The 22618-nt window shown below is 43.9% G+C and carries 17 protein-coding genes; 13 read left to right on the top strand and 4 right to left on the bottom strand.

The genetic code is table 11. The annotated features are described in order from the left end of the window. The first annotated feature begins 16 nt into the window (after positions 1–16). Positions 17–1152 (top strand): IS3 family transposase gene (locus tag F608_RS0117925; protein ID WP_208599521.1). Its coding sequence is split into 2 segments (ribosomal slippage): positions 17–296 and positions 296–1152, totalling 1137 coding nucleotides; the frame shifts between segments, so codons are not numbered across the junction. A gap of 132 nt (positions 1153–1284) precedes the next feature. Here the strand turns inward: F608_RS0117925 and F608_RS0117920 are convergent. Continuing rightward, positions 1285–2292 (bottom strand): hypothetical protein, encoded by a 1008-nt coding sequence (locus tag F608_RS0117920; protein WP_022667033.1) that lies wholly within the window; start codon positions 2290–2292, stop codon positions 1285–1287. 90 nt (positions 2293–2382) lie between these two features. Here F608_RS0117920 and F608_RS0117915 point away from each other — a divergent pair, with 90 nt between their 5' ends. From F608_RS0117915 to F608_RS0117895, 4 genes are all read left to right on the top strand, one after another. Further along, positions 2383–2862 (top strand): DUF2971 domain-containing protein, encoded by a 480-nt coding sequence (locus F608_RS0117915; protein WP_022667036.1) that lies wholly within the window; start codon positions 2383–2385, stop codon positions 2860–2862. A gap of 81 nt (positions 2863–2943) precedes the next feature. After that, the gene (locus F608_RS0117910; protein ID WP_153307536.1) at positions 2944–3495 is read left to right on the top strand and encodes a hypothetical protein; all 552 of its coding nucleotides are present in this window, start codon (positions 2944–2946) and stop codon (positions 3493–3495) included. Positions 3496–3649: 154 nt separating this feature from the next. Then, positions 3650–4120, top strand: coding sequence for a hypothetical protein (locus F608_RS0117905; protein ID WP_022667034.1), 471 nt, complete (start codon positions 3650–3652; stop codon positions 4118–4120). A 25-nt stretch (positions 4121–4145) separates the two neighbouring features. Beyond that, positions 4146–5281 (top strand): IS3 family transposase gene (locus F608_RS0117895; protein ID WP_208599521.1). Its coding sequence is split into 2 segments (ribosomal slippage): positions 4146–4425 and positions 4425–5281, totalling 1137 coding nucleotides; the frame shifts between segments, so codons are not numbered across the junction. 132 nt (positions 5282–5413) lie between these two features. Here F608_RS0117895 and F608_RS0117890 read toward each other — a convergent pair. After that, positions 5414–6421, bottom strand: coding sequence for a hypothetical protein (locus F608_RS0117890; RefSeq protein WP_022667033.1), 1008 nt, complete (start codon positions 6419–6421; stop codon positions 5414–5416). A gap of 90 nt (positions 6422–6511) precedes the next feature. On the opposite strand from F608_RS0117890, the gene drt3b reads away from it, so the two are divergent. The 7 genes from drt3b (at position 6512) to F608_RS35030 (ending at position 17772) form a co-directional block, all read left to right on the top strand. Continuing rightward, positions 6512–8257 (top strand): antiviral reverse transcriptase Drt3b, encoded by a 1746-nt coding sequence (gene drt3b / locus F608_RS0117885; protein ID WP_341833811.1) that lies wholly within the window; start codon positions 6512–6514, stop codon positions 8255–8257. Between the two features lie 459 nt (positions 8258–8716). Further along, the gene (locus F608_RS0117880; RefSeq protein ID WP_022667031.1) at positions 8717–9673 is read left to right on the top strand and encodes a hypothetical protein; all 957 of its coding nucleotides are present in this window, start codon (positions 8717–8719) and stop codon (positions 9671–9673) included. A 579-nt stretch (positions 9674–10252) separates the two neighbouring features. Further along, positions 10253–10591: a helix-turn-helix transcriptional regulator gene (locus F608_RS0117870; protein WP_022667029.1), complete on the top strand. Its 339-nt coding sequence runs from the start codon at positions 10253–10255 to the stop codon at positions 10589–10591. Continuing rightward, positions 10581–11840: a type II toxin-antitoxin system HipA family toxin gene (locus tag F608_RS0117865; RefSeq protein WP_022667028.1), complete on the top strand. Its 1260-nt coding sequence runs from the start codon at positions 10581–10583 to the stop codon at positions 11838–11840. Before F608_RS0117870 ends, F608_RS0117865 begins: the two co-directional genes overlap by 11 nt. Before the next feature lie 107 nt (positions 11841–11947). Continuing rightward, positions 11948–12409, top strand: a complete 462-nt coding sequence (locus tag F608_RS0117860) for an IS1096 element passenger TnpR family protein (RefSeq protein WP_022667027.1) — start codon at positions 11948–11950, stop codon at positions 12407–12409. Beyond that, positions 12406–17301: a RecQ family ATP-dependent DNA helicase gene (locus tag F608_RS32485; protein WP_022667026.1), complete on the top strand. Its 4896-nt coding sequence runs from the start codon at positions 12406–12408 to the stop codon at positions 17299–17301. Before F608_RS0117860 ends, F608_RS32485 begins: the two co-directional genes overlap by 4 nt. A 63-nt stretch (positions 17302–17364) precedes the next feature. Beyond that, complete coding sequence (locus tag F608_RS35030; protein WP_022667025.1) at positions 17365–17772, top strand: hypothetical protein; 408 nt, start codon at positions 17365–17367, stop codon at positions 17770–17772. A gap of 129 nt (positions 17773–17901) precedes the next feature. Here F608_RS35030 and F608_RS0117845 read toward each other — a convergent pair whose 3' ends face one another. Next, positions 17902–19146 carry a uracil-xanthine permease family protein gene (locus F608_RS0117845; RefSeq protein ID WP_022667024.1) on the bottom strand — a complete coding sequence of 415 codons (1245 nt, stop codon included), beginning with the start codon at positions 19144–19146 and terminating at the stop codon, positions 17902–17904. Positions 19147–19322: 176 nt separating this feature from the next. Next, positions 19323–19949 (bottom strand): uracil phosphoribosyltransferase, encoded by a 627-nt coding sequence (gene upp, locus F608_RS0117840; RefSeq protein ID WP_022667023.1) that lies wholly within the window; start codon positions 19947–19949, stop codon positions 19323–19325. Between the two features lie 209 nt (positions 19950–20158). On the opposite strand from upp, the gene priA reads away from it, so the two are divergent. After that, positions 20159–22597 carry a replication restart helicase PriA gene (gene priA / locus F608_RS0117835; RefSeq protein WP_022667022.1) on the top strand — a complete coding sequence of 813 codons (2439 nt, stop codon included), beginning with the start codon at positions 20159–20161 and terminating at the stop codon, positions 22595–22597. Positions 22598–22618 lie beyond the last annotated feature (21 nt).

The following is a 22618-nucleotide window of genomic DNA, read 5'->3' as shown; positions in this document are numbered from 1 at the left end:
ATGAAAGGAGTTGGCAATGACCACCAGGAAACGGAAACAGTATTCACCTGAGTTCAAAGCGAAGGTTGCGTTGGCTGCCCTGAAAAATGGGCAAACAGTAGCCGAGTTGGCAGCGCGGTATGAAATCCACCCGACAATGATCAACACCTGGAAACGGAATCTGCTTAACGGCGCCGCAGATGTGTTCGATAAAAATCGGAATCAAAAAAAACATATGGATACCAAAGTAGATGAGCTTTACCGCCAAATTGGCAAATTAAAGGTGGAAAACGATTTTTTGTCGAAAAAGCTCAACTTTTAAGTCGAACAGAACGTAAAAAAATGGTCGATTTCAATAATCCTCGGATCAGCATTGTTCAACAATGTAAGTTGCTTAAGGTAAGCCGAACCTCGGTATATTACCGCCCCAAAAAAGTTCGTCGTCTGGATCTTGAGCAGATGAGACTGATTGATGAGCAATATTTAAAAACCCCGAATTATGGAAGCCGATCAATGCGTACTTTTCTGCAAAGGTTGGGCTATAAAATAAGTCGTAAGCGTGTCCGGAGACTGATGAGCATAATGGGATTACGGGCCATATATCCAAAGCCGAAAACAAGTAAGAAGCACCCGAGGCACAAGGTCTATCCCTATTTGCTTCGTAAACTGACAATAAACCGTCCCAATCAGGTTTGGTGTGCGGATATCACATACATTCCTCTTGCCAAAGGTTTTATGTATCTTGTGGCAATTATGGACTGGTATAGTCGGAAAGTATTATCCTGGCGGCTTTCCAATACCCTTGAAACGGCATTCTGTATTGACACTCTTGAAGATGCGATACATCAATATGGTTGTCCCGAAATATTCAATTCAGACCAGGGGAGCCAGTTCACCAGTGAGGCCTTCACTGGAGTCTTGAAGGAGAACGCCATCCGTATCAGCATGGATGGCCGTGGCCGTTTTCGTGATAATATTTTCATTGAACGGCTATGGTGGACTCTGAAGTATCACTATTTGTATTTAAGGGCGTTTGAAGGAGGTTTGAAGCTCCGCCAAGGACTGACACAATGGTTCCTGTACTACAACGGGGAACGCTTTCATCAGTCACTGGACAACTGGACACCAGATGAAATTTACTATAAAAACCAAGAACGAAAGGCGGTCGCATAGGGTTACTGCTGCCTGTTTTTTACACGCCCTCCGGGCGCATAAAAACCAGTCACCCGTGCGATGTTTTTCTATTTTTTAATTTTTTTAAAAAACAGATTCAGAGCTTATCTCAGGCCCCAGGCTGTTCATTCATTAGGGTCCAGCGCAATAAGCCTGGTCGGCGGTTATCAATTTGATATCAATACCCAATGTTTGAGCAAGCTTGATCAACGGTTTTAAAAACAGGCTGTCATGATGATTTGCCGCCCCGATTAGGGATACCAATGGAAAACTATGGCCTGTCGATGGGTTGATGGCTGTTAGGGTGTGAAGCCGGTAGCCAATGACGTAATACGATTTATCCCTTTTATTCCGGCGTTTTCCACAATCACAGTCCGGATCGGAATACATTCGTATTTTTTTGCCTTTGACCTGAATTGTGCAAAGGGGGTAATTGATTTCAGACGGCAGTTCACTGGAATCAACACCATGGATAACGGCACTCTCCAGACAGCCTGATTTATAAAAATGATGGAGGAAATATACCAGGACATTCATCAATTGTTTGAAATTCAGGCCACGCCGGAAGTGACACAATTCAGTATGATCTGCCTGGTGTTTGGTATTTAAAGGCAGTCTCACAAAACGCCTGTTTTGCTTTCGTTCCCTGCCAAAATATTCATCGCTGCAAAATTTCCTGTAACTGATTTCAGGGTATTTGATTATTTTTAAAAGCTCCATCCGAAATAACTGGTAGGGTTGAATATCCCTGTGCACAGCGGAATATCCGTCAGGCGCAATCAAGCTGTTGATAATCTGGTTGTCTATAAGTTGGTCAACAAACTGCAATTCCGGGTCTACAATTTCAGGGTATGGCTTTTTCAGGGTGTCAAAATGAAACAGGTTGTCGGAATGAAAATTTTCAATGTAGGACGCCATCTCAGGAAGGCTACGAATCTCTGCTGAGGGGGCCTGATCTTCAACTCCTATGAGTTCTTCGATGGGGATGTCCAAGGTTTGAGAATAATCATAATTATCCAAAACTTCCATCATGATTTGCTTTGTCAGCTCTTTTTTGGACTTCCTTGTCATCTTTTTCCAGTTCGGAAAACTCTTTTTCAATTGCTTTGTGATGATTCGCCTGATATTTTTTGTATGCATAAAGCCTCTGTGGTGTTGTTTCCTTTTTGTTTAGGCGCTTGAAAGATACAACTAAACAGAGGCTTTTTCAATTACTAACATACTGAAAATTTGTCGGATAACGTTAAAATTGCGTCATCGATTTCAACACCCTTTATTACTGTAGCTGGTTTATTCCCTGTAATTTATACAGCAAATCGGGTGAATATCCCAAGAACGAAATTACAAAAATTAAAACTCAATGCTAACAATGAATTAGTACATGACAGTGAGATTGATGCGTTGCTATACAAAACATTCATAGTTAAATCTGCAAAATGGAACTATGAAAAGGAATGGCGAATCATAATTGATGGCGATATCTGCAAGTATTTTGAAAATAAATTGCCTTTTCCTTACATTAAAAGAATTTTTTTGGGTTGCAAAATGAAGGCACATCATATCGATACACTCATAGAAATTGCAGATGAGCTGAATGTTGAAGTCGTATTAATGACAATGGATAATAAAAAGTTTGTTCTTGAGGCACAAAAGACAGATTCGTATAGATGGGACAAAGAAAGAGCAAAATGGAACAACCCGTTGTATTAATGAAAAATATTGGCCAACAAGGGTATTAAGGTCGACGGCAAAACGCCGTCGCGCCTTATGCCCGCCGGTGCCAGGAACATTATGGTGGATTTACAAAAAACGCACGCTTTTAAGCCAGGAACAAATCAGGATATCCCTGAAGAGATCTTTGCCGAGATTGGTTGTCGACTGATTTTGCTTCAGGACCTGGAAATGTTTATCGCTTTCACTGCAAAGGTTGTATTTTCAGGAGAGGTACAAAAAACTATAGATGCGATACTAAATGCTGACAATAAAACGCTCGGTCAACTAATGAACCTTCTAAGAAAAAGGGTCAATGTTGATGAGACGTTCGATGAACGGCTGAAGAGGACTTTAAAGGCTCGGAATTTATTTGTACATGAGTTTTCGCACGAATATGATCTCAGAACTAAAACTGGACTTCAGCAAGGAATAAAATTTTTATTAAACACTATGGATGATCTTGAAGAAGTAACAAAAGTTATGAAAGCTTTATTTGTCTCTTTTGTTAAAGAGCGAGAAATTGGAGATTCTGAGTTGGAACAATATTGGCGGAAATATGGAGATTTAGATGAATTGGAATCAAAATATATACCGAAGCTTTCTAAAATATTTGATAAAAAGTCGCTGTAAGAAAGCGCAAAACAAGGCAAATTCCGCGGACGAAAAAAGCCACGCGGCTTATTAGCAGCAATTCTTCAAAAAAGAATATGGGATTTGAAAAGGATCATTATGCGAGAGAAAGGCATTATTTTGTGTCTAATAAAACCTGGAAAGATTATCGTTAATGTTTGAAACTGCATATACAATAAAAAATTTTCAAAAATTTATAGGCCTAAAAGAAATTTCTTCGGATGCCGCACTGCTCGATAGAAGGGAAAGGTTTAAAAAATCTGAAGAAATTTTTCACCATTTCTCATCAGGTGAGTATTTCAAAAATAGTATAAAAAAAATTTCCATTAAGAATAAGGATGCATTTATTTTTAAAAATATCCAAAGTAGGATAATTGAAAGAGCCTTTCTAAATAACATTAAAAAAGCATATAAGATTAAAATACGAAGCCGAGAAGCGATCATAGCAGTTTTGATTAGTTTGCTAAAAGAAAACTCGCCCTATCTGATACATAGATTTGATATTCAGAATTTTTACGAAAGCTGCAATACTGATTTATTAGAAAAAAAAATTGTAAAAGATAAAAGGATTTCAGCCCAATCTATGCGGTGGTCCCCAGAATCCGAACAATGTGCTAAGCTCTGATTCACTAACATGAAAGGAGTTGGCAATGACCACCAGGAAACGGAAACAGTATTCACCTGAGTTCAAAGCGAAGGTTGCGTTGGCTGCCCTGAAAAATGGGCAAACAGTAGCCGAGTTGGCAGCGCGGTATGAAATCCACCCGACAATGATCAACACCTGGAAACGGAATCTGCTTAACGGCGCCGCAGATGTGTTCGATAAAAATCGGAATCAAAAAAAACATATGGATACCAAAGTAGATGAGCTTTACCGCCAAATTGGCAAATTAAAGGTGGAAAACGATTTTTTGTCGAAAAAGCTCAACTTTTAAGTCGAACAGAACGTAAAAAAATGGTCGATTTCAATAATCCTCGGATCAGCATTGTTCAACAATGTAAGTTGCTTAAGGTAAGCCGAACCTCGGTATATTACCGCCCCAAAAAAGTTCGTCGTCTGGATCTTGAGCAGATGAGACTGATTGATGAGCAATATTTAAAAACCCCGAATTATGGAAGCCGATCAATGCGTACTTTTCTGCAAAGGTTGGGCTATAAAATAAGTCGTAAGCGTGTCCGGAGACTGATGAGCATAATGGGATTACGGGCCATATATCCAAAGCCGAAAACAAGTAAGAAGCACCCGAGGCACAAGGTCTATCCCTATTTGCTTCGTAAACTGACAATAAACCGTCCCAATCAGGTTTGGTGTGCGGATATCACATACATTCCTCTTGCCAAAGGTTTTATGTATCTTGTGGCAATTATGGACTGGTATAGTCGGAAAGTATTATCCTGGCGGCTTTCCAATACCCTTGAAACGGCATTCTGTATTGACACTCTTGAAGATGCGATACATCAATATGGTTGTCCCGAAATATTCAATTCAGACCAGGGGAGCCAGTTCACCAGTGAGGCCTTCACTGGAGTCTTGAAGGAGAACGCCATCCGTATCAGCATGGATGGCCGTGGCCGTTTTCGTGATAATATTTTCATTGAACGGCTATGGTGGACTCTGAAGTATCACTATTTGTATTTAAGGGCGTTTGAAGGAGGTTTGAAGCTCCGCCAAGGACTGACACAATGGTTCCTGTACTACAACGGGGAACGCTTTCATCAGTCACTGGACAACTGGACACCAGATGAAATTTACTATAAAAACCAAGAACGAAAGGCGGTCGCATAGGGTTACTGCTGCCTGTTTTTTACACGCCCTCCGGGCGCATAAAAACCAGTCACCCGTGCGATGTTTTTCTATTTTTTAATTTTTTTAAAAAACAGATTCAGAGCTTATCTCAGGCCCCAGGCTGTTCATTCATTAGGGTCCAGCGCAATAAGCCTGGTCGGCGGTTATCAATTTGATATCAATACCCAATGTTTGAGCAAGCTTGATCAACGGTTTTAAAAACAGGCTGTCATGATGATTTGCCGCCCCGATTAGGGATACCAATGGAAAACTATGGCCTGTCGATGGGTTGATGGCTGTTAGGGTGTGAAGCCGGTAGCCAATGACGTAATACGATTTATCCCTTTTATTCCGGCGTTTTCCACAATCACAGTCCGGATCGGAATACATTCGTATTTTTTTGCCTTTGACCTGAATTGTGCAAAGGGGGTAATTGATTTCAGACGGCAGTTCACTGGAATCAACACCATGGATAACGGCACTCTCCAGACAGCCTGATTTATAAAAATGATGGAGGAAATATACCAGGACATTCATCAATTGTTTGAAATTCAGGCCACGCCGGAAGTGACACAATTCAGTATGATCTGCCTGGTGTTTGGTATTTAAAGGCAGTCTCACAAAACGCCTGTTTTGCTTTCGTTCCCTGCCAAAATATTCATCGCTGCAAAATTTCCTGTAACTGATTTCAGGGTATTTGATTATTTTTAAAAGCTCCATCCGAAATAACTGGTAGGGTTGAATATCCCTGTGCACAGCGGAATATCCGTCAGGCGCAATCAAGCTGTTGATAATCTGGTTGTCTATAAGTTGGTCAACAAACTGCAATTCCGGGTCTACAATTTCAGGGTATGGCTTTTTCAGGGTGTCAAAATGAAACAGGTTGTCGGAATGAAAATTTTCAATGTAGGACGCCATCTCAGGAAGGCTACGAATCTCTGCTGAGGGGGCCTGATCTTCAACTCCTATGAGTTCTTCGATGGGGATGTCCAAGGTTTGAGAATAATCATAATTATCCAAAACTTCCATCATGATTTGCTTTGTCAGCTCTTTTTTGGACTTCCTTGTCATCTTTTTCCAGTTCGGAAAACTCTTTTTCAATTGCTTTGTGATGATTCGCCTGATATTTTTTGTATGCATAAAGCCTCTGTGGTGTTGTTTCCTTTTTGTTTAGGCGCTTGAAAGATACAACTAAACAGAGGCTTTTTCAATTACTAACATACTGAAAATTTGTCGGATAACGTTAAAATTGCGTCATCGATTTCAACACCCTTCAAAAGTGATTTTAGCATTAGATGCCCAGAAAAAATCGCTTCAAGTTTTTTTAATAAAAACAGACTTTCAAATACTAAGAAATTCAAGGGTTCTAGCATCAGCAACATTAATGATGATAATAAATACAAGCATGTTACTTCATATTTTTCGTATCGTGGATATTCGAGGCTTCATGAATTCTTTAATTCCTTTGATTTTATTATGCTGGAAAGAAAGTATACTTCTTTTTGGTCATTAGACATATCAAAGTGCTTTGATAGTTTATATACTCATTCGGTAACATGGGCTCTTAAAACAAAAAAACATTCAAAAGAGACAACGTCCTCAAAATCAACTTTTGGCAATATATTCGATCGATTAATGCAGTCGCTAAATTATAATGAAACGAATGGAATTATAATTGGCCCCGAAGTAAGTAGAATTTTTTCAGAGATTATTTTTCAACAAATTGATTGTAATATTGAAGAAGATGCAAAAAATTCAAAAAACAAATATTTAAAAGGCATACACTATGAAATTAAACGATATGTAGATGACATTTACATTTTTGCTCTCTCAGATGAAATATGTGAAAATTTATATCATATTATAGAAAATAAGTTACGCGAGTATAAATTATTCTTAAATACGAATAAAACCACAAAGACTAAACATCCGTTCATCACTCCATTATCAAAATCGATATTAGCAACAAAGAAAATTATAAATACATTCATAGAGAGCTTGACTGAAAGACAAACAGAAGATGAAAGCCAAAAAACGTTCCTCCTCCCGAAAAAGATTTGGAAAAAAGAAAACTTAATTTCAAATTTCCTAAATGACTTGAAAGGTACCAGCATCTATGATTCTGAAATTAACGATGTTGTGAATCTTTATTCACTATCAGCAATTAATAATTTCATTTTTAATATAGTCGAGAATGCTCCGCATCAAGACATTCTTGACAAAAATGCTTCTGCGTTTAGGGAACTTTTCCACGTGTTAATTGATATTTCATATCATTTATACACTGTTAGCCCTTCTGTCAGTTCATCAATTAAACTCAGCACTATTAATCTTTTAACGGTTAATTTTTTTAGTGCTTTCATTAAAGATGAATCAAATTCAATCAGGCTGAAAATTTATGAGCACACAAAATATTTTTTAGAAAGTGGCTGGTTCAATAAGTTATATCATTTAGAAGACCACAATTTTTTATTAGAGGCGATGAACATTCTTTTATCAACAAGAATAATGGGATCTGATTTTATGCTTGATCATGAAACCATTAAAAAAGTATTTAAATTCAAAGATAATAAAAAGAAAATAGAATTTGATTCAATGGTAAAAGGAGAGGAATCTTCAAATTATTTTCAAATTACATCTTTGCTCTATTATATTGGGAATGAAGAGAAATATAACCAAATTAAAAGCAAACTATTATCACATATCGATACCAAATTAAAAGACCTCTCTGACATAAGAATTAACTCAGAAATGTGCTATTTGTTTCTCGATATAGTTGCATGCCCGTATGTTTGCGATAATGATAAAAAAAAATGGGTCAGAAATTTGTTAAGTATGTGGAAAGGCAAAAAGCCAACAGAAGAGTCCGTAAGTGAGTGGACAACAAAACTATCTTCATTCCCTTGGTTCATTTCATGGGATCATTTAGAATTATTTAATATTCTTGAAAGAAAGGAATTGCTAAAAGGCTACTAAAAAGCTAATTTCATACTGAATTTTCTGGGGCTACCATCAGAAAAGATATGCTTATTTAGATATCGAAAATATGATTTTTTCATATTTCCCTTTTGGTACATGATGGCTTTATTATTTTCATTTTTTACCAATAGCGGCGGAATTTATTTCGCACACACCTCGTTAAATGGAGCCCCAGATTTTTCAGCTTAATTCTAAGGTTAGAATTCCTGTGAATTGTGAATTCTTAGGTGAAGAGAAAGAGGGTCGGACCAAGCAAGACTTTGCAACCATCTGTTTTTAAAGAATAAATTTTTTACAAACCCTGAAAAGCTGCTCTTAGCGGTCCCATTTTGACCCCCAAATGGGCATTCTAAGAGAAAATTGACCATAATTTCCCAATTAAACCCTTCCAACATTCCAAATGAACCGGGCGAGTCGGTTATTTGGGGTGTTATACACTATTAGGAGAAAACAACATTGTTAAAAAACCTTATAAAAATAACAATTAGTCTGTGGATATTATTCGCTCTTTTGGGATGTGTACGTCAAAGCATTAACATGAGTGAAGATAGTAACCTAAAACCTGAAGAAGCATCAATTCTGGTAACTGATAGTAAAAATGTTTCTATCGAATTTATTAATGGAAAAAAAATCAGAACATTTCAGCAGCTTTGGAATAGCAAATGGAATGCAGAAGTGCTTCTAAAACCAGATGAGTATGAGGTTGAAGTCAAATATTGGAATGGCCCTACTTTCAAACGACATATTAACTCTCGTTACCTGTTTAAGGTAAAAACCTTTCCGGGTAAAACGTATCAGATAAAGCATAAAGAGTTAGAAAAAAGTGCAAAGCTATGGATTGAGGATACAAACATATCAAATCGAGTTGGAAAAGTTTTAGCTAGTGAGAATGAGCCCATTACAGAAATAGATGATATTCTTGATCATTCTATATATTATAAATTTGTTCCTCCAAAAAACGAAGATTGGATAATTGCTTACCGAAACAAATCGCAAATGGCGTTGGCTAAAAATGGTGAAAAAGAAGATGAAACCTATGCTTTAAGCATTATTTTATTTGAACTTCCAAAAATTGACTCGAAAGAGTCTTTTTTAAATTATGTGAAAACTGGAAGAGAAAAAGACACAGATTCCAAGAGGTTTGACATGATCAAAGATGAAATTGCACCTTATGCAAACTTTGAAGATTTTTGCGTCTTCTATCATTCAGTTGCGATAGATAAAAAAGCAAAAAAAAGATCTAAGAGAAAAGATCCAATGATTTTAGAAATGTCTGGTTATGTACTTCGTCACCCTCAAAACAAAAATCTTGGTATAAATTTTGATTATTCAAATCGATATTACAAAGGGGATAAGGATAGCAAGCTATCAGATAAAGCATCCGAATTGTTCAAACAATTAAAATTCTATTAAAGAACATATTTTAAAGCGTGTATAACAAATCGTTGCAGCGGACTGCCAGGGGCGGCTTTCCGGGAAATTGTGGCAACTTTGAAACGATGTTGCTCTCAATCAAGTTTAGTGGTAAATGGTTAAATGGGGTCGGGCCACGGATGGTTAAATGCGGTCACGATGGTTAAATGCGGTCGGGCCACGGCAACAAACTGAAATAAAAAGAAATCACCTCTAAAAACACCCCGATTATAGGCCTATATTCCACTTTTTGGGAGCAAAAAGAGCAATATAGAAAATCAGAACGGATATTCAAACAAACAAAAAGCACACGGGCAAGCCGGTGTTTTTGAAACGTTGTAATGACTTTCTTGTTCACCCGACCCCATATCAGCATACCAAACCATATCCATACCGGCCATTGCCATATCGGGTCCAGGACAACGGCAAACAATGCCTTATATATGGAACACAATGACGGCAAATGGATTATATATAAATCAAAATATCATTTGACAAGTGGATTTAAACATTATAATTTTGATCTGTAAAAAGACCATATAATCATATTATGTTCTATATATAAACCAAAGGAAAGAGATGCCAAAATCTATCCCACGCACCTACTCCCGGTATAGCCGAGATGCGGCAGCCCTGCTCGGCGCGTTGATCCGGGAAGCACGCAATGAACACAAACTTACTGCCCAAGAACTGGCGGATCGTGCCGGTATTTCCAGGGGGCTGCTGCAACGCATTGAAAAAGGCAATCTCAAATGTGAAATTGGAGCTGTTTTCGAAGTGGCCACCATTGTCGGCATCAAGTTGTTTGAGGCTGATGGAAGCGCTCTGACCAGACAGCTTCGTAACACAAGGGAAAAGCTGGCGCTCATGCCAAAGTCTGTTCGCAAGAAGTCAAAAAAGGTGAAGGATGACTTTTAAGACGGAAAAAGAAGCCTTTGTTTGGATCTGGCCCCCCGGTGAAACCGAACCGGTTGTAGCCGGGCGTCTTGAAGCGGATAACGGCAATATCATGTTCAACTATGGCAGAAGCTACCTGGAGCGTGTCAATGCCGGCAAGCCCGCAATTGCAATTTACGAACCCGAATTGCCGCTAAGAACCGGATTGCTGCCTTTGCTCGAGGGTTTGACCATGCCTGGTTGTATTAGGGATGCGGCACCTGATGCCTGGGGAAGACGTGTGATTATCAACAAAAAATTAGGACTGAAAGGTACCGGCACGGACACAGCCGATTTAGATGAACTGACGTACCTGCTGGAGTCTGGGTCAGATCGAATTGGTGCGCTGGATTTTCAACAGTCGCCTGCAGAGTATGTGCCTCGTAATGTAAATAATGTCACTATGGAAGAGTTGATTGCATCTGCAGAAAGAGTCGAGCAAGGGATTCCCCTCACTCCGGAGCTGGATCAGGCGCTTTTTCATGGCAGCTCCATAGGCGGGGCTCGTCCCAAAGCCTTGGTTGAAGAAGGCGGAAAAAAATACGTGGCCAAGTTTTCATCCAGCACAGATCTGTACAGCGTCGTGAAAGCTGAATACATTGCCATGCGGTTGGCTGAATTGGCAGGATTGGATGTCGCACCCGTAGCATTAAAAAAAGCAGCGAACAGGGATGTTCTTCTGATCGAGCGATTTGATCGCGAACCCAAAGCCGGCAAGTGGACACGCAAGGCTATGGTTTCGGCCCTGACGCTGTTTGCTTTGGATGACATGATGGCTCGTTACGCCAGCTACGAAACTTTATCTGAAATTATCCGCCACCGCTTTACCCATCCAAGGCAGACACTCAAAGAGATGTTCTCCCGACTTGTCTTCAATATTCTATGCGGGAACACTGACGATCATGCACGAAACCATGCGGCCTTCTGGGACGGCACTGCGCTGACACTGACACCTGCTTATGATATTTGCCCACAAGGCCGCACAGGCAATGAGGCGTCACAGGCCATGCGCATATATGGAGAAAACAATCTGAGCAAGCTCAAGTCATGCTTAGAGACAGCGCACAATTTCCTTTTAACTGAAAAAGAGGCCCGCAACATATTCCATAGCCAGATTGCCGCAATCGAGCAACATTGGGAATCTGTCTGTAAAGAGGCCGAATTGAATGAGGTGGATAAGCAGCTTCTTTGGAAACGGCAGTTTTTAAACCCCTATTCGGTTGAACTATAGGTGTTTTTTTATGGATCCAAAAGAATTATATAAAAATCCCAATAAATCAAAAATGCACTCGCTCAAGCCTGTGATTTTGAAACAATAACTGCTAAAAAAGGACAAAGATGAAAATATTTCAACTCAGAGTATCCATAATTGGAATTCCCAGACTGTATCGTTTGATCGACATCAGTGGAAATTGCAGCTTTGAAGATCTGCATGATATGATATTCAAGGTTTTTGATAGATACGACCCTCACCTATATTCCTTTTTCCTGACTAGGGAAGATTCAAAAAGTTTCAGGACCATATATGATTCCCCTGAGATAACGCATCCCCAAAATGTTGAGGATATAATGGGATATGGTCGAAAGAGAAGGTCAGCGGCCGAAACACGGATCGGTGACATCGAGCTTAATGAAAAGGATGTCTTCCATTATCTATTCGATTTCGGTGATGATTGGTGGCACCGGATACGGGTTCAGAAGATCGGACGTGTAAGGACCACAAAAAAACACATGAAACTGATCAAATCTGCAGGCAGCTCTCCGGATCAATACCCGGATTATGATGAGGATTATGATTGAAAACAGGGCCTTCCATAGCTTTTGCAGATACTGAAATTGATCCCGGAAGCGGCAGAATACTGGATCTCGGCAGTATAAAAGAGAATAAAGACACATTCCATTCCGGTTCTGTTGCCGGATTTACCGAATTTCTTCAAGGCACCCGTTTTTTATGCGGCCACAACATCATCAATCATGATTTAAATTATATCAGCCATGCGGTTGAAAAAGCGGGAATAGACCGGGCGGATGTGATTGACACCCTGTTTTTGTCTCCCCTGCTTTTCCCGGTCAGACCCTACCATGCCCTGCTCAAAGACGATAAATTACAGACAGAGGATATCAACAATCCTTTAAATGATTCCATAAAGGCAAGGGATCTTTTTCATGACGAGGTTGAGGCATTCAAGCAGGCCGACAATGATTTAAAACAGATATTTTTTTCTCTTTTGCATGACAAACAAGGATTTCAGGGTTTTTTCCGGTATCTTGGATTCCGGGCAGATACAACCGCCTGCATTGCCCCCCTGATCTTTAAAAAATTCCATTTAGAGATCTGCAACCATGCAGACTTGGAAAAGATTGTCACAGACTTTCCTGTGGCGCTCGCCTATTGCCTGTCCCTTGTTCATACGGATGACCATTATTCCATTACCCCGCCCTGGGTGTTGAAAACCTATCCTGAAATTGAACAGGTGATGGTTCTTTTAAGGAACAATCCATGCCTGAGAGGATGTGATTACTGCAACCAGGCATTGGATATCCACCGAGGCCTGAAAAAATTTTTCAAGTTTAATTCCTACAGGGCCTATGGAGGGGAAGCCCTGCAGGAACAGGCGGTTCAGGCGGCCGTCGACAGGAAATCCATTCTTGCCGTATTTCCTACCGGGGGAGGCAAATCCATCGCATTCCAGGTGCCTGCCCTGATGAGCGGGGAAAACGCCAGGGGTCTGACCATCGTCATCTCCCCTCTCCAGTCCCTGATGAAAGACCAGGTTGACAACCTGGAAAAGGCAGGCATTACCAATGCCGTCACAATCAACGGCCTGCTTGATCCCATTGAAAGGGGAAAGTCTTTTGAACGGGTGGAAAACGGCACGGCGTCCATACTCTATATTTCTCCGGAATCCCTGCGTTCCAGAACCATTGAGCACGTGATCCTGAAAAGAAATATTGTCCGTTTTGTGATTGACGAGGCCCATTGTTTTTCCTCCTGGGGACAGGATTTCAGGGTCGATTATCTGTACATCGGCGATTTTATAAAGGCCATTCAGGATAAAAAGCATCTGGAAGACAAAATACCGGTTTCCTGTTTTACGGCAACGGCGAAACAAAAGGTCATCCAGGATATAAAGGCCTATTTTAAAGATAACCTGGAACTGGATCTTGAAATTTTCAATTCAAATGCGTCCAGGACCAACCTGCAGTACAAGGTATTTTTCAAAGACAATGAAGAGGAAAAATATCATTCGCTCAGGGATCTGATGGATCAGAAAAAATGTCCCACCATTATTTATGTTTCAAGAACTTACAGGGCCTTTGAGCTGGCAGAGCGGCTGACGGCAGACGGATACCATGCAAAACCCTATCACGGCAAGATGGACAAGAATAAGAAAATGGAAAACCAGGACGCCTTTATCCGAGGGGATGTGGATATCATGGTGGCCACATCTGCCTTTGGAATGGGGGTGGATAAAAAAGATGTCGGCATGGTGATTCATTATGAGATCTCTGATTCCCTTGAAAATTATGTCCAGGAAGCCGGCCGCGCTGGAAGGGATGAAAATATCACGGCAGACTGTTTCGTCCTGTTTAATGAAGAGGATCTTGGCAAGCATTTTATCCTTTTGAATCAGACCAGACTCAATGTCAGGGAAATCCAGCAGGTCTGGAAAGCCGTTAAGGAGATTACCCGTTTCCGCTCAAGAGCCTCAAATTCAGCCCTGGAAATTGCAAGAAAAGCCGGCTGGGATGATAATATTGACGAAATAGAAACAAGGGTGAAGACCGCCATTGCAGCCCTGGAAAATGCGGGCTACCTGAAGCGGGGGCAGAATATGCCCAGGATCTATGCAAACAGCATCCTGGCGAAAAACGCCCAGGAAGCCATTGACCGGATCACGGCATCAGAACGGTTTGAGGAAAAGCAGAAGCAGCACGCCGTGCGGATCATCAAAAAGCTGTTCTCAAGCAAAACCAGAAAACAGGCCGATGATGAGACGGCTGAATCAAGGGTGGATTATATCAGTGACCACCTGGGGATCGTAAAAGAAGATGTCATCCATATCATCACGAGGCTGAGGGAAGAAAAAATACTGGCAGATGCCAAAGACCTGACGGCGTTTATCAAAAAAGGTGAAAAAACAAACCGGTCTCTCAATATTGTGCAGAAATTTGCAGACCTTGAAACTTTTTTATTGACGCGTATTGAGCAGCAGGAAACCATTTTTCATATCAAAGAACTCAACGAGCAGGCAGAAGAAAGCGGATGTAGAAATGTCAATCCCGCCACTATCAAAACGATCATCAATTTCTGGGCAATCAAAAACTGGATTAAAAGAAGCCATCACGGATATTCGAAAAACACCTTTTCTGCAGCCTTAACCCAGCCCAAAGAAGAGTTTAAACACAAACTTGAAAAACGGCATGAACTGGCCCAGTTTATTGTTGAACTGCTCTATGAAAGAAGTAAAAAAAAGAGTGATGCAGGCAGCGTAGGAAAATCCAGTGAGGATAAATTCACCATTGGAGGGGATTTGGCATTGATCGAGTTTTCAGTGCTTGAATTAAAGGCGGCCTATGAAAGTGGTGAATCTCTTTTCAGGCAGAAAACGACTATTGATGAAATCGAAGATACCCTGTTCTATCTTTCCAGGATAGGTGCGATCCGGATCGAAGGCGGCTTTCTGGTTGCCTACAACCGGCTGACAATTGAACGGCTGGAAAAGGACAACAGAAGACGGTACAAAAACGAGGACTATAAAAAACTGGGGCAGTTTTACGAAAACAAGGTGGAACAGATCCATATCGTGGGGGAATATGCCAGAAAAATGATCCGCGATTACAAGGCCGCCCTGCAATTTGTGGAGGATTATTTCCAGTTAAATTATGCATCGTTTCTTCGCAGGTATTTTAAAGGCAGCCGGGGAAATGAAATCAAAAGAAATATTACGCCTGCCAAATTCAGACAGCTTTTCGGGGAGCTTTCTGCCGCCCAGTTAAACATCATAAACGATAATAAAACCCAGTACATGGTGGTTGCAGCAGGCCCGGGAAGCGGCAAGACAAGGATACTGGTTCATAAGCTGGCTTCTCTTCTTTTAATGGAAGATGTAAAACATGAACAATTGCTCATGGTCACATTTTCAAGGGCTGCTGCGACAGAATTCAAGAAACGGCTGATCGCTCTGATCGGAAATGCTGCTAATTTTATCGAGATAAAGACCTTTCATTCCTATTGTTTTGACCTGCTCGGCAAAATCGGAAGCCTTGAAAAGTCGGGCGAAATTATCAAAAAAACGATTGCAAAAATAAAGGATGGACAGGTTGAACCGGCCAGGATTGCCAAAGCCGTTCTTGTGATCGACGAAGCCCAGGATATGGACGCAGACGAATACGAACTGATCAATGTTCTGGCAGATCAGAATCCTGACATGCGGATCATTGCTGTAGGAGATGATGACCAGAATATTTATGAATTCAGGGGATCCAGCTCAAAACACCTTGAACAGCTCATTTCAGAAAAAAACGCAGTCATGCATCAACTGGTTGAAAACTACAGAAGCAAGAATAATCTCGTTGAATTTACAAACAATTTTGCAAAGAAGATCCGCCGCCGTTTAAAAGAGAATCCAATTATCGCCAGGCAGGCAGACTGCGGGCAGATAAAAATCGTTCGATATAAAAGCCGAAATCTGATCACCCCTCTTGTTCAGGACCTTCTTTCCACCCGGCTTAAGGGGACAACCTGTGTCTTGACCCACACCAATGAAGAGGCCTTGCAGGCTCAAGGCCTGCTCCTTGAGAACAAAATGCCGGCAAAGCTGATCCAGACCAATGAGGGGTTCAATCTGTATAATCTCTTAGAAATCAGATATTTCCTGGACCGGCTTACCCTGCGGGAAGACACGTTTATCATCAATGACGAGTTATGGAAAGCGGCCAAACGCAGCTTATGGAATGAATTCAAAGACAGTTCGAAAATGGATATCTGCATTAAAATTATCAAAGGGTTTGAAGCGGCCAACCCCCGGAAAAAATACAGATCTGATTTTGAAATATTCGTCAGGGAATCGAAACTGGAGGATTTCTCAGATGAACCCGACGACTCCATTTTTGTATCCACCATGCACAAAGCCAAGGGAAGAGAGTTTGATCATGTTTTTTTAATGCTTGATCATTTCGATCTTATCAATGATGGAAAAAAACGTCTGGTCTATGTTGCCATGACTAGAGCGAAACAAAACCTGACCATCCATCTGAACTCAAACTTTATGGATGATATTTCAGCTCAAAAAATGGAACGGATCAATAATAATGAAAAACAGCTTCCTCCGGATCAACTGGTCATGCATTTGGGCCATCGGGAAATCTGGCTTGATTACTTTATGGGCAGGCAGTTTCAGATTTCTCAAATGAAAAGCGGTGATGAATTAATCCTCCGTGAAAACCGCTGCCTGGACAAAGGCGGTGTTCCTGTATTAATATTTTCCAGATCCTTCTCAGACAAACTGGAAACATTCCGCCAAGCCGGGTATACACCCATCCGGGCCCTTGTCAATTATATCGTCTACTGGCAGAAAGAAGATTTTGAAAAGGAAATAAAAATTATCCTGCCCGAACTTTATTTGAAAAAGCCGGGGACTGATATAGCCGCATCGGACCGGGCCACGTTAAATCCCCGGCCAACTTGACAAGAAGGCAGATCGCTTTTATTGTTTGGTATAGCTAATAATTATTTTTTCAGGGTTAAACCTTTGGATTCTAAGAAAAACAGCCCCAAAAAGAACAACGGCCATTCCACCTCACCCCATGAGCTGAGTGATATGGAAAGGGTGGTTGAGGTCCTTACCCTGAGGGCAATGGCGGCTGGAAATGACCGGGATTTTAAAACGGCTTTTTCAAATATGGAGGCCGCTCTCTGCCTGAGTCAAAATCTGGAGAAAAAATGTCTTGAAGCCGTGCTGCTGAACAATATGGGCCTTCTTCACACCTTAAAGGGGACCTGGGACAGGGCCATGCTCTTCTATGACCGCTCCATGGAGCTGGCAATAGAATCCTGCCCTTCTTCCAATGAACATTTTCTCACCATCCTTAAAAAAAATATTTCCTGCCTTTTTGATCCTAAAATCGCCCCGCCCGGAAACCCGAAAAATAATAGATGAAGAATTTGAATACGTTTGGTACCGAAATCTTGGATCAGGCCGGCTATCATCAATAAACACCCTGCCCCCGGCTTAGTCGGAGGCAGGGTGTTTTAAGGTTTTTTTGAAGATTTTTATGGGAGGCCGGGATTAATATTCCCTGCTCCTGGGAAGAACCAGGTTGAGAACCACACCCAGGATGCCGGCCAGGCCGATGCCCTGGAGCTGGAACTGCCCTGCGGAAAAGCTCATGCCGCCGATGCCGAAGATCAGGATCAGGGCCACGATGGACAGATTCCGGGCTTCCATGAGATCATCCCCGGATCGAACCAGGGTGTTGAGGCCCACCACCATGATGGCGCCGAAGAGCAGGAGCATGATTCCGCCCATGACCGGAGTGGGAACGGTCTGGAGTATAGCCCCAAGCTTGCCCACAAAGGCCAGGAGAATAGCGGCGACAGCGGCCCAGGTCATGACGGCCGGGTTAAACATCTTGGTCAGAGCCACGGCGCCGGTGACCTCGGAATAGGTGGTATTGGGCGGGCCGCCCAGCATGGAGGCCAGGGAGGTGGCGATACCGTCCCCCAGCATGGTGTTTTCAATGCCCGGATCCTCAAGATAGTCCTTGCCCGTGACCCCTGAGATGGCGACCACATCCCCGAAATGTTCAATGGCCGGGGCAATGGCAATGGGTACGATATAGAAGATCGCCTGGAGGTTCCACTGGGGAAAGACAAAGTCCGGAACGCTGAACCAGGCTGCCTTGGAAATGCCTGAAAAATCAACGAATCCGAAGAACAGGGAGAGAATATATCCCACGGCGATTCCGCAGAGAATGGGGATCAGTTTCAGGATGCCCTTTCCCAGGATGGATACCAGGACCGTGGTGGCCAGGGCACAGAGTCCCACGGTCATGGCCTTTGCCTGGGGAAAGAGAACGATGGCACCGTCCCCGGTTTTTCCCATGGCCATGTGCACGGCCACCGGGGCCAGGATCAGCCCGATGACCATGATGACCGGACCGGTGACCACAGGGGGCAGAACCCGTTTGATGATCTGGCTTCCCTGCCACCGGACCAGAAGGCTAAGGACCACATAAACCGCGCCGGCTGCGGCAAGACCGCACATGGTTCCGGGGATGCCCCAGGTCTTGACCCCGTAGATGATGGGGGCGATAAAGGCAAAGGATGAGGCCAGGAATACCGGGACCTTACCCCGGGTGATGACCTGGAACACAAGGGTTCCAAGACCTGCCGTAAACAGGGCCACATTGGGATTCAGTCCTGTGAGAAGGGGCACGAGAACAAGGGCCCCGAATGCCACGAAGAGCATCTGGGCCCCCAGGAAGCAGTCTTTCACTTGGAAGTTGTAATCAGTAGAACTTTGATTAGACATGGTTCTTTTTTCCTTTGAAGATTTTGTGTTTAATATGTGTGGAGATCCTGGCGTTTGAAGAAAAATTTACCCATGGACAAGGCGCAAAGAATTTTAAGACCGGAGCGCACTTAAGGTACGTGGGGATCTTAGAATCCTGCAGCAACGCCGCAGATGGGTGAAATTTTCTTCAAACACTATTTGGTTCCGAATATCTTATCGCCTGCATCCCCCAGGCCCGGCAGGATATACCCCACCTCGTTGAGACATTCGTCAATACTGGCGGTATAGATATCCACATCCGGATGCTTTTCCTGAACCTTGGCAATGCCTTCGGGGGCTGCCACCAGGAAGAGGCCTTTGATCCTCTTGCATCCGGCCTCCTTGAGCAGGTCAATGGTGGAGATGAGGGTGCCGCCGGTGGCCAGCATGGGATCCAGGATCAGGGAGATCCTCTCTTCCAGGGCCGAGGCGGTCTTGAAATAATACTGGACCGGTTTCAGGGTCTCCTCATTCCGGTAAAAACCCACCACGCTCACCTTGGCCGAGGGGATGAGGTCCAGGACCCCGTCCATCATGCCCAGACCGGCCCTGAGAATGGGAACGATGGTGATCTTTTTTCCCTTTATCTTTTCGATTTCAACCTTGCCGGCCCAGCCTTCGATGACCTTTTTTTCCAGGTCTATGTCCTGGGTGGCCTCATAGGTCAGGAGCCGGGCCACTTCAGATGCCAGATCCCTGAAATCCTTGGTGCTGATGTCTTTCTGCCTCATCAGCCCCAGTTTATGCTTAATGAGAGGATGATCCTCCACATAGACGGCCATGTTACCTCCTTGTTAGTTCGGTGCGAAAATATATCCCTCCATACCTATTAGAAACAGGGAATTCCGTCAAGAAAATTAGCCCCTCTGTTTGGGGATATTTTGGGCTGTTTTATCATAGGCATTATGTTTACAGGCGGTTATTTGAAATTTGTTTCTTTAAAAATATTCCGGTATTGATAATTATCCGGTTTTGTGCGGAAATAGGCGCCATGATCCATAAGAAATATATAGACGTGGCCGTGCCTCTTCCCCTGGACCAGACCTTTGTCTATGAGATGCCGGCCCGTCTGGAGGAACTTTGGACACCGGGGATGCGGGTACTTGTGCCCTTTGGCAGGAAACGGCTCACCGGCTATCTTCTGGGTGACCATCCTGACAAACCCGGATTCAAGACACGGGAGATCCTGGAGCTTTTGGATGATCATCCCCTTTTTCCGGAAAATCAGATTCCTTTTTTTGAATGGATCGCCCAGTACTATATCCATCCCCTGGGAGAGGTGATCAAGACGGCCCTGCCCGGCGGCCTTGACCGGCGGGATGTCTCCTGCGCCTTTATGACGGAAAAGGGGGAGAGGGCCCTTGGCAGCGGCGAGGCCGGGCCGGATGAGGCCCGTGTGATGGAGCAGTTCAAAGCCCGGGAAGGAATCCGGCTGACCCGGCTGAGCCGCTCGGAAATCGGCCCTTCTGTCCTTTCCCTGGTCCGGAAAATGGAGAAAAAAGGGTGGATAGAGATCTCAGCAATCCTGAAAAAGGAAAATGTCCGGGCCAAGCAGGAAAAGTATATCCTCTGTTCCAATACGGAGCCGGATCCGTCGGTAAGGATGTCCAAGAAACGCAGGGAGATATTAAATATAGTCGCGGAATCGGGTGAAATCTCCCTGACCGGGCTCCGGGCCAAAATCCCAACGGCTCCCAAACTGATCCGCCCCCTGGAACAAGCCGGACTGATAAAGATCGAACTGCGCCGGGTGTTCAGGGATCCCCTGGGAGACCCGGTGGAACCGGATGTTCCGCCCGAGCTGACCCGGGAGCAGGCCCTTGTCCTGGAAAAGGTCGAAGCAGACAGGGATAAGGGCTTTATCCCCTATGTCCTGGCCGGGGTGACCGGCTCGGGCAAGACCGAGGTCTATATGAGGCTGGCGGCCCGGGCCGTGGAGCAGGGAAAAACCGCCATTGTCCTGGTGCCGGAGATTGCCCTGATCTCCCAGACGGAGCGCAGGTTCAGGGCAAGGTTCGGAGAGCGGATCGCCGTGATCCATTCCATGCTTTCCCCCGGGGAGCGCCTGGACCAGTGGAGAAAGATCTGCCTGGGAAGCGTCAGCATTGTCATCGGTGCCCGGTCTGCCATTTTCTCCCCCTTTGAAAACATCGGCATCATCATTGTGGATGAGGAACATGATTCCTCTTATAAGCAGGAGACCGGGCTCAGGTACAATGCCAGGGACCTTGCCCTGGTCCGGGGAAAGATGAACGGCTGCCCGGTGGTCCTGGGATCGGCAACCCCTTCGGTCCAGTCCTTCCAGAATGCAGAAGCCGGGCGGTTTGTCCGGCTCAATCTGGAAAGCCGGGTCAACAGCAATCCCCTGCCGGAAATCAAATTGGTGGATTTAAAAAAGTACAAGGATTTCAGGGGGAGTGAACGGATCATCACCCCGGAGCTGGCAAAGGAGATCCGGGCCTGCCTGGAAAAGGGAAACCAGGCCCTGATCTTCCTCAACAGAAGGGGGTTTGCCACCTTTCCGGCCTGCAATGACTGCGGGACCCCCCTGTCCTGCCGGTTCTGTGATGTGACCCTGACCTTTCACAAGGGAGCCAGTCACTATAAATGCCATCTGTGCGGATTTATACAGAAAATTCCAGCTGTCTGCCCGGAATGCGGGAAACCCGAGATCAGGGATTTCGGATTCGGCACCGAAAAGATCGAGGACATGCTCAAGGCCATGTTTCCCGATGCCCGGCTGGCCAGGATGGACCAGGATTCCACGGCCAGAAAGGGCAGCGCCCTGAAGCTGCTCAAAAAGATCCGGAACCGTACCGTGGACATCATCGTGGGCACCCAGATGCTGGCCAAAGGGCATGATTTTCCTTCCATTACCCTGGTGGGAGTGGTATGCGCCGACCTCTCCCTGAATCTTCCGGATTTCAGGGCCGGGGAAAGGACCTTCCAGCTTCTGGCCCAGGTGGCGGGCCGGGCCGGCCGGGGAAGGGAGCCCGGGAAGGTGATCATGCAGACCTATACCCCGGATCATTTCATCATCGAGGCGTCCAAGCGCCAGGATTTTGTTGAATTTTTCAATAATGAAGCCCCCTTTCGAAAGGCCCTGGAATACCCTCCCTTTTCCCGGATGATTCAACTCAAGATCTCCGGAAAGGATCCCAAAAAGGTCCAGGCCCATGCCAGAACCGTTGCCGGGGTTCTCAACCGGCTTTTACAATCCGGATCTAAAGAAAATGAGATCCGGATCATGGGACCCATTGAGGCGGCCATCCCCAGAATTTCCGACCGGTACCGGTGGCAGATCCTGGTCAAGGGAGGATCGGCCACCCGGATCAATCACCTGGTCAGACAGATGAAAGAAGATCCCGGCATCAAACCGGTCAAGGATGTCAGGATCAATGTGGATGTGGATCCCTATTCTCTGATGTGACCGGGCAAAGGGAGCTTGACC

The organism is Desulfospira joergensenii DSM 10085 (assembly GCF_000420085.1).
Lineage (GTDB): Bacteria > Desulfobacterota > Desulfobacteria > Desulfobacterales > Desulfobacteraceae > Desulfospira > Desulfospira joergensenii.
This window is presented reverse-complemented; position numbering and strand designations above follow the sequence as displayed.